This window comes from Kamptonema sp. PCC 6506 (assembly GCF_000180455.1).
Taxonomy (GTDB): Bacteria; Cyanobacteriota; Cyanobacteriia; order Cyanobacteriales; family Microcoleaceae; genus Kamptonema; species Kamptonema formosum.
Genome location: NZ_CACA01000103.1, coordinates 21996 through 30417, shown reverse-complemented (window position 1 = coordinate 30417; position 8422 = coordinate 21996). Strand labels below are relative to the sequence as shown.

The 8422-nt window shown below is 43.2% G+C and carries 8 protein-coding genes, 1 tRNA gene and 1 pseudogene; 3 read left to right on the top strand and 7 right to left on the bottom strand.

The genetic code is table 11. The annotated features are described in order from the left end of the window. Positions 1-25: 25 nt before the first annotated feature. From OSCI_RS05995 to OSCI_RS05990, 3 genes are all read right to left on the bottom strand, one after another. The gene (locus OSCI_RS05995; RefSeq protein ID WP_007353983.1) at positions 26-337 is read right to left on the bottom strand and encodes a DUF6679 family protein; all 312 of its coding nucleotides are present in this window, start codon (positions 335-337) and stop codon (positions 26-28) included. 168 nt (positions 338-505) lie between these two features. Then, entirely contained in the window at positions 506-658 is a 153-nt protein-coding gene (locus OSCI_RS29650) for a hypothetical protein (RefSeq protein ID WP_007353981.1), read from the bottom strand. Between the two features lie 72 nt (positions 659-730). Continuing rightward, the gene (locus OSCI_RS05990) at positions 731-940 is read right to left on the bottom strand and encodes a hypothetical protein (protein WP_007353980.1); all 210 of its coding nucleotides are present in this window, start codon (positions 938-940) and stop codon (positions 731-733) included. A 219-nt stretch (positions 941-1159) separates the two neighbouring features. Between OSCI_RS05990 and OSCI_RS05985 the strand changes: the two genes are divergently transcribed. The 3 genes from OSCI_RS05985 to OSCI_RS05975 all read left to right on the top strand — a co-directional run bounded on the left by OSCI_RS05985 (position 1160) and on the right by OSCI_RS05975 (position 4469). Further along, positions 1160-3322, top strand: a complete 2163-nt coding sequence (locus tag OSCI_RS05985) for a CapA family protein (RefSeq protein WP_007353979.1) — start codon at positions 1160-1162, stop codon at positions 3320-3322. A gap of 119 nt (positions 3323-3441) precedes the next feature. After that, complete coding sequence (locus OSCI_RS05980; RefSeq protein WP_019487788.1) at positions 3442-4320, top strand: aldose 1-epimerase; 879 nt, start codon at positions 3442-3444, stop codon at positions 4318-4320. Between the two features lie 77 nt (positions 4321-4397). Next, positions 4398-4469 (top strand) — tRNA-Lys (locus OSCI_RS05975). A 213-nt stretch (positions 4470-4682) separates the two neighbouring features. Here OSCI_RS05975 and OSCI_RS05970 read toward each other — a convergent pair. The 4 genes and pseudogenes from OSCI_RS05970 to OSCI_RS05960 all read right to left on the bottom strand — a co-directional run bounded on the left by OSCI_RS05970 (position 4683) and on the right by OSCI_RS05960 (position 8229). Further along, on the bottom strand, positions 4683-5066 hold the full coding sequence (locus OSCI_RS05970; RefSeq protein ID WP_007353977.1) for a WG repeat-containing protein: 384 nt from the start codon (positions 5064-5066) through the stop codon (positions 4683-4685). Beyond that, positions 5067-5117, bottom strand: a pseudogene (locus tag OSCI_RS32360) (WG repeat-containing protein); the annotation flags it as partial. A 47-nt stretch (positions 5118-5164) separates the two neighbouring features. Next, positions 5165-5548: a transposase gene (locus OSCI_RS05965; RefSeq protein ID WP_007353976.1), complete on the bottom strand. Its 384-nt coding sequence runs from the start codon at positions 5546-5548 to the stop codon at positions 5165-5167. A 143-nt stretch (positions 5549-5691) separates the two neighbouring features. Beyond that, on the bottom strand, positions 5692-8229 hold the full coding sequence (locus OSCI_RS05960; protein ID WP_007353975.1) for a vWA domain-containing protein: 2538 nt from the start codon (positions 8227-8229) through the stop codon (positions 5692-5694). Positions 8230-8422: the final 193 nt, after the last annotated feature.

Sequence of the window (8422 nt, the reverse complement as noted above, 5' to 3'; positions counted from 1 at the left end):
TGCCCAAGAACTCCCCCTCCCCAAGCTAATCCCCGCTAGAGTCAGGGTAGTGGTGGCGAATTTGTTCAGCTTCGGGACAATCGTCCGAGACTAGGGGCTCGTAGTTGCTTCGCGACACCGAAGCTAACTTTTGGCTGATAGCGCCAATACTTTCTAAGCGCACCATCTCTTCCCAAGAACAAACTTCGTCTTCTTCATCGGTTTCGTAGCGCAGCGTCACCAAATCTCCCTCTATATCCAAGATCCGAGCGCGCTCAATCCAACGCTGCTGATCCCGCAAGAAAATACAAACCTCACGACCATCACAACAGAGTTGATAGATTTTGCGCTGTAGCATTTGTTATTTCTCCTGAGCAGTTTACTTGCTCAAAAAGATCGTCTGTTTACACGGTTGAGGTGGCCTTCGAGGCCTCTCTACCGACACAGGTAATATTACCTGATAACAGTACGAAGTTTATAATTAAATTTATAGCGCAATCTGAGCTTTCTCGCACGAATGAAAATTTTAGGGAGCGGCTGAGCCTAGATAACAGTTAAGCTCTAGCTGGTTGAGTCTGCCTGGGAAAGGGGGCCCACCAGAGGCGATCGCATCTTTAATAAATCGAATGTAGGGGATTGTAAAATTTTTATATTTTTTGTCGATTTTGTCGCTCGGCAAATTTTCCTCTCCCTGAAGGCAGAGTTTTTTAGTTAACAGCCAACTTTTGAGTATAACCTGTAGTTAACAGAATTAATACCGCGACAGTAATCTCATTTCCCCTTGACGCTGAGCTTCCCGCTGGATATAACCAGAATTGACGGCATCGCAGAGAGCTGCGATCGCATCCAAATCCTCTGAGTGATAGCTATTAAATCCCATCACTTGACGTAGCAACCCTTCGGAGGCGACACTCAGACAGCGAGTTTGAAAAGCTGAATCTACAAGTTTGCGAATCATCATCTTGTATGCTTCCCCGACATAAATAACTGATAATCTTAATATCAACTATTCTCAGTGTTTAGATAATGATGGAGATCCGTCAAAAACCGTGATCTTAAAGATATTGTAAATGTGACTGAAGTCACTGACAACAAGCAAGTATAAATGTACACAATTGTGGCTGGAAACAACCAGATCAAAATATAGGGAGCGCAGCTTGTAGCAGTTAAGCTAAAAGAATTGCGGTTGGCAGCAAGAGAGGTTAAAGTAAGCGATCGCGGTGTTAAGGAGACTAAAGTAGTGGTTTATATAGAAAATTTGTCTCAACCTTCTATTTTTGAACTAGCACGTTCCGGTGACAATCAAGCCCTAAATTACTGGATTGACAGCCTGCTAAGGCCCGAAGGCATCTATGCCCGCGTAGAAGCTGCTCAAGCCGGTTGTCTGCAAATCCTAGTCGAATTTCAGCGTGAATTTGCAGCCGATTCACTGATAGTCAATACCCTGCGGGAACGGTTAGTTAAATTCATCTGCCACCAAATCTGGAGGCTGAATTCCCCAGCAGTAGAAGGCGTGCGAGTTGTAGCCCGCTTAGCCGGCACTCCCGATATCCTGTGGAAACAGTCAGTACGGATAGTAACTCCTGCCATCCGCGATCGCAAACGCTATCGTTCCTTGGAGACCCTCGAATGGGTTAAATTTAAAACACTTCGCTCCCTATTTTTGATGGGGTCAGCCGTTGCATCCTTCATCATCGGGTGCTGGGTAAGCTACCACGAAGCTAATGCCATGCGGCCAATTGATTTGGCCTCACAACAGCAAGCTTTAGTGACATCAGCAATCTCACCCAAACGCCTAGAAACAGTTCAAGCAGCATTAGAAATAGTGCCAGTAGTAGAGCACAAACAGGTACTCAACCCCAATGACCCAACAGTAACGCTAATGTTCGGCGGCGATGTCAATCTGTCTGACGAATTGACACAAGTTGCAGGCAAAGATTACGGATGGGCCTTCGCCGGCTTAGAGGAGTACCTACAAGCAGACTTAGCGATGGTAAACCTGGAAAATCCCCTGACGAATTTTACCGGCCGTCGCCAGAATAAACAAATTAATTTTAAAGCCGATCCAGAGGCAGTAAAAGTATTAACAGCAGGGGGAGTAGATATTGTCACTTTGGCCAATAATCATACTATGGACTTCGAGGAACCAGGACTGGTGGAAACCATAGAAACATTAGATCGAGCAGGCATTCACCATTTAGGGGCCGGTAGAGATGCCAAAGAAGCACGACGACCTGAGATTATTGAAGTTAAAGGTCAGCGCATCGCTTATCTAGGTTACTACGATGCCGATATTAACGCTGCCGGAGAAGGGAAAGCGGGAACAAATTCCCGTCATAATCAACGGATAGCAGAAGATATCCGAGCGATTCGCGATCAAGTAGACTGGGTGATCGTAAATTATCATTGGGGTGCAGAATTAGCCGACTATCCGGGAGACTGGCAAATCGATTTGGCTCGCTTCACAATTGACCAGGGTGCAGATTTGGTGGTAGGCCACCACCCCCATGTTTTACAGGGGGCAGAAATTTACAAAGGCCGACCGATTGCTTATTCTTTGGGAGACTTTATTTTTGGAGGGAATGCCCGCAGTAATTACGATACAGCGGTGCTCAAAGTGTCTCTAAAAGGGAGAAATATGAAAGTTGAGTTTCTACCAGTGGAGGTGACAAAGTATCAGCCAAAAGTTGTTAAAGGAGAAAAGGGAGAGCAAATTCTCAAGCACGTAGAGCAAATTTCGAGTATTTTTGACAACCCAATGCGATCGCCTGTAGTTTTGGATGCTCCAATTCTAGGCGGCAGAAAGGAAAATAGAAAGATAGAACCCATCCTCACTCCCCAGTCCCCAGTCCCCAGTCCCGAACCCCCAATTCCCAGTCCCGAATCTTTAGACCCTAAACCCGAAACTAGAGAAGGCGAAAAGGACTTCACCCCGGAGGTACCGATTAAATCTAGTCCGCTGTCGCCAAGTTTGCCTAACTTACCCAAACAGCCTAGTAATTCTTCCTTTTTCGATCGCGAGTCAACTCCTAGTGAAGAATCTAGCCCACCTCCCAGTAACGAATTGCCTCCCCGCTTGCAATTAAATCCGCCCAAAAATCGAATTGAGGAAACAGATCCGTTTATTAAAGACTCATTTATTAAAGACCCATTTATTTCCCCCCCGGCCCCGAATTCAGGGGCGACGCCCACTCCTCACAGCTATCTGGCCCCCAGTTTAGCTCCTTCGTTCCAACTTATCCCTAGAGAGCGGGTAGAGAGTGTGGTAGTAGCAGGGGGTAGGATGGAAAGCGATCGCCGCAAAATACTGGAGTTGCCGCCTGTAGAGGTTAATAATAGCTAAAGCATCGCCGGAAGGCCTGGGCGGTAAGCGGTAAATAGGACAAGGCTAATTACTAATTCCCTGTCACCGATGACCTATTACCAGTGACTGACAACCAATATATCGATGACCTATTACCGATGACAAATGTGTTTGCGATCGCGCTCGAACAGAAGCAATACAAAACCTACACCCTCTCCGACAAAGCAGCTAACTCTAGTTTAGATGTTGTACCCGAGCGGGGCGGCATCGCTACTCGCTGGCGGGTTCAAGGTGAAGAAATCCTCTATTTAGACAAGGAACGATTCGCTAATCCTGAATTGACAGTACGCGGCGGCATTCCCATCCTGTTTCCCATCTGCGGCAATTTGCCCGATAATACTTATACCTATAACGGCGTTGAGCGAAAACTCAAACAGCATGGTTTTGCTCGTGACTTACCTTGGGAAGTAGCAGAGCAAGTGACTGTCGATCGCGCTGCGATTACTCTGGTACTTAATAGTAATGACTTGACGCGGGCAGTTTACCCTTTTGACTTTCAACTGGCTTTTACTTATCAGATTAAAGGCAACGCTTTAGAAATTTTCCAGCGTTATACTAATCTCTCCGCAGAAGTCATGCCTTTTTCTAGCGGTTTCCACCCTTACTTTTTCGCTCCCGACAAGAATAAGCTGCGTTTTGAAATACCGGGGATGCAGTATCGGGATCAGAGAACTCAAGAGCTGGATTATTTTACTGGGATTTTTGACCCCACGTTAGATGAAATTGATGTCGCTTTTGAACAGTTAACGGGCTTAGCTGCTACGGCAACAGACAAAAGTCGAGGTTTGCGCCTGATTCTAAGTTATAATTCTAGTTATGGTAGCTTGGTGTTCTGGACGTTGAAGGATAAGGACTTTTACTGTTTGGAACCTTGGACGGCCCCTAGAAATGCTCTTAATACGGGAGCTCATCTGATCAAACTCAAGCCTGGAGCGAGTTGTGAGATGTTGGTACGAATGACGGCAAGTTTTTTTTGAAAAACTCTTGCAATCTCTAGGAAGCTGTGCTACTATTATAAATCGTACCTGGAAATAGTGTTTTTAATAGTATTTCTGGGTCGCTAACTCAACGGTAGAGTACTCGGCTTTTAACCGATTAGTTCCGGGTTCGAATCCCGGGCGACCCATTTTTGAAGGAAGTGTTATAGGGAGTGGCTAGGGGCTAGGGGCTAGGGAAGAAGGGACTAGAGTAAGTGGGTTGCAGCAATGAGCTACTATCCTAACTGCTAAGGAGGTTGTTATATAGCAATCGCTAAGGGGGTTATGGCAGAAACTGGAAGTAGACCCTGAACTTGAGTAGGAAGATTATTATTGAGTTCAAATTCTGATTTGACCAATTCTCACTTCCGGCGCAAGCGAGAGGATTTCTTCTTTTGAGAGTTCCATACATACTTTCCACTTGGGTCAATATATCCCTCCCGATCGCCAACTCGTACCTGTGCCAGCCCTTGAATGAAGGGAAAAGTGGAATCAAACTTTGCTTTGATCGCTAGCCTTCCGGTCGGGTCGATATAGCCCGAATGCCCGTCAATTCTTACATCAGCCAATCCTTCGGAGAAATAACTAGCATTATCAAACTGTGGCTCAATTACCATTTTTCCCTTGCGGTTGATAGAGCCCCACTTTTCTTTAATTTTTATAATAGCTAACCCTTCAGAGAAAGAACCAGCGTAATCAAAATGCGGCTCAATTACCATCTTACCCTTTTGGTCGATATAACCCATTTTACCATCAATGCTAACAGCAGCTAGTCCTTCAGAAAAGTCTCTTGCTTCAAAATAATCCCTCTTTTGTTACTACAGGGAGAGAAAAACTTAGGCGGTCAACAAACTTGGAACAGGAAAAGGTATTGTTTAGCCACATAGTCCGTAGCATGACCTTTTTTTATATCTCCTGTTTCATCAATACAGAGGACAATTTTTTGGTCTCCGATTAACTGGAGAATTATACCTAATCGCATCTGTCTTACTGATTGGCAAGAATAGCTCGAATCGCTTAAAAAATGATGTAAGCTTTGGCTATTAGATAACCCAACCGAAGGGGCAATGCGCGGTAATGATTTGCGATGCAATTCTGATAGCAGTCCTAGATGTAACAGTTTGAAGGCTTCATAATTTCTGACATCGGAAAAAAGGTGTTCATAGTTTTGGCAATAGTCATCAATGAATTTCACTGTCGGTGTGGCCCGACGAGGTGCTGTAACCATTGTTTTCAAAGGTTTTGAGAGTTCTATTTTTATTTTACTCTCACGCTCAGTGACAAAAGAGGGATTAATTAGGTGGAGCTACTTATAACATAACAAAATGTGCCATAAAAAGCAAAAGGTGGGCAAAATGCCCACCCTAATTTTCACTTCCCTACCGTGAAATACTCATTTTTAGCATACACACTAATAATGCAATCTCCCACTTCAAAAAACATCCCCTCTTGCTCATCTTTAGAGAATTGCAAATTCCCATACTTAGCACCAATTTCATTAGCAGTAGCAGCCTTAGCCTCCATTTCATCGGGTATCAATCCAGTCGAACCTATATAAAAAACTAACGGCGAAACCTTCTCGCTATACACCTTTTCAGCATAAGCTTCCAATCGCTCATTTGCACTAGCTAAAGCTACAACAAACTCCTCTCGCTTTACCTCCTCTCCCTTCCATTTCGCTTGCAAAAGTCGCAGCAAACTATCTGCACCCACCTTAGACAAAATATCTGTAACAATTCCGTTATTTTCCAACCCTAAAAAGTCATCAAAAATCAGCTTCATCAAGTCATCAACCTTAGTAACTTTAGTACGTGATGAAAGAGTCTTATGTCCAAAAATTACCGACTGCTCTAAGATAGCATCAAAGGTTGGTTTATCCAACTTTTCCCCAGTATCTTGATGATAAACCTCATAGAGGCGATCCAGGAACTTGTTAGCCGAGTGGAATTTGCCAAAATTGAGGATATCTTTGCTACCAATGTCGATTTTGAAACTAACTCGCGAATCTACTGAACCATTGGCGATCGCATCCTTTAAATCGGTGTATTCCGTCGTAGTGGGAAAATTGATGTAGAGGCTTTTTGACAGATAATGCTGTTTCAATTCCTCCAATTGTTCCGCCGTGTAAGTCTCCGATTCTGCCTTCAAATGAGCAGATAAAATACTGGAAACAACTTTAATTTTTGCCAATTCCTCAAACACGCCATTCAGACTACTGTAACGTCCATCAAAAGGTACAAGCGGCAAACTATCTAACTTGAGATCGTACTCGGAACGGAAATCAAATTCATCAGCAGGCAAACCATCTTTTTCAATTAAACCGCGCTGTTTTAGCAAATCAAAGACGGCTTTGCTACTGATTTTAATGCGGAGTGACTTAACATTCACTTCGCCGTCGCTAACAATCGTATAATTGTTGAAAGTATTGATGTCGTTAACCAAAATTCCCGCTACTTCATCGATCTGAGTGCCATCCTCAACTTTTACCAGCTTAACTTTCCTGGTTATCAACATATTGATGGTTGCGGTATTTTGATTGATAGCAAATGAACCCATCCGCACGTACTCACCACCATCTAAAAATTCAGTTTTAAGCCAAGGTTTGACCAAGTTGCCATTTTCATCTCGCTTCCCTTCAATGCGTTTTAAACCTTTGCGTTGATAATTTTTCTGCAAGTGTTTGAGATTGATAATAATACTGTTGCTGTGTTCCTTCAATATCTCGATCAACTCCAGCAAGGTAATTTTATCGCTGACTTTTACGCGATCGCCAATTTCGTGACTAGCCAACACATTTGGCTCAAAAATAGCCTGTTCTAAGTCTTCAGTAAAGTCAGCTATTGCTGCATTTGTTAAAGCCTTAGCGTGTCTTTCTGTTAAGGTAGCATCAAAGGTACTCGCTGTTGCATACTTAGCAGTATTCAAATTGCCATTCGCCAAGTTAGCCTTCGCAAAAGCAAACACTGATTCATCTGTTTGAGCAACGGGAATATCTAATTTATCATACTCCTCTTTGCTGACTTTCTGATATTTGTAAAACAGTCCCTCATCGTCTGCTTTGAGTCCGCAAATTTTCAGAGTGGTTGATGAACCGTTGACTTTTTTCGCATTCTTGGAGACGAAAACTTGATAATCGTATTCCTTAATTAATGGTTCTTCCAGCGGTGGTGCAACGCTACCACCTAACAGTTTGGCTGTATCGTAAAGAGCATCATAAACCATTTTGACTTCCCCTGCTCTGATACAATTACCTGATAAGGTGTTGGCAATTTTGGAGAGTAATTTAAAGTCAGCACTGGAATAGGAGATCGTGTTAGCAAAGACATCCATGCCTTTCAATTCTTCGCAAATTCTTTCTAAGGCTGCGGCTTCTGAATTCGCACTCGGATCGTTAGCATAGCCATCTGTATGTAAATTAATGGCAGTCAGTTCACCCTCTTTAATCAAAGATTTAGCTAGTTTCATCGACTGAGACATTCCCGTAAACGATCCAGTCTTGATTTTCTTGATTTCCTGAATGTACGATGAGTTAAGCTGCATTACTTCTTGAATCGGAATGCGTTGAAAATGACAAGTTACATCCCCATGAGAGGCATAGGAAATCAAGCTAATAAGTAGCTGATAATTATTGTATTCATCTAAGGTCAAAAGCTTAATGAGCGTGTCTTTTAGCGGCTCTAAGTCATAATACATAGAGCCGGAACGATCGATGATGATAATGTTATGAGCAACTGATTTTTCAGGGATATCGTCAGGCTTTCTTTCTAAATTAATGCGGTCAACTAGATAGAATGCTTTTTCGCTACCAGCAAAATTGTAGAGAGTAAATTTGGTGCGAGTATTGGAGATTGCTGGACTGCTGGAATTTTGAGGTTTGACTTGGGATGCTTGTTTTGCTTGCCGTGCCATAGTTATAACCTTTGTTGATTTATTCATCAAGTCAAGCATTACATATACTATAGTCTATGTCAAGGCCTATTCAGAAAAATCTCCTGGGAGTTTAAATAAGCATTAATACTTAGTGAGGATGGTAACTCTAGCAGTAGGTTTAACTGCGATCGCATTCCGCCAGCATATTAATGCGTAAATTGCCCAACCTGTA

Bases quoted from the DNA above. Each gene is read 5' to 3' on its own strand.
- OSCI_RS05995 (WP_007353983.1), bottom strand. From the start codon at position 337: ATGCTACAGCGCAAAATCTATCAACTCTGTTGTGATGGTCGTGAGGTT.
- OSCI_RS05980 (WP_019487788.1), top strand. From the start codon at position 3,442: ATGACAAATGTGTTTGCGATCGCGCTCGAACAGAAGCAATACAAAACC.
- OSCI_RS05960 (WP_007353975.1), bottom strand. From the start codon at position 8,229: ATGGCACGGCAAGCAAAACAAGCATCCCAAGTCAAACCTCAAAATTCC.
- OSCI_RS05990 (WP_007353980.1), bottom strand. From the start codon at position 940: ATGATGATTCGCAAACTTGTAGATTCAGCTTTTCAAACTCGCTGTCTG.
- OSCI_RS05970 (WP_007353977.1), bottom strand. From the start codon at position 5,066: ATGGGTTATATCGACCAAAAGGGTAAGATGGTAATTGAGCCGCATTTT.
- OSCI_RS05965 (WP_007353976.1), bottom strand. From the start codon at position 5,548: ATGGTTACAGCACCTCGTCGGGCCACACCGACAGTGAAATTCATTGAT.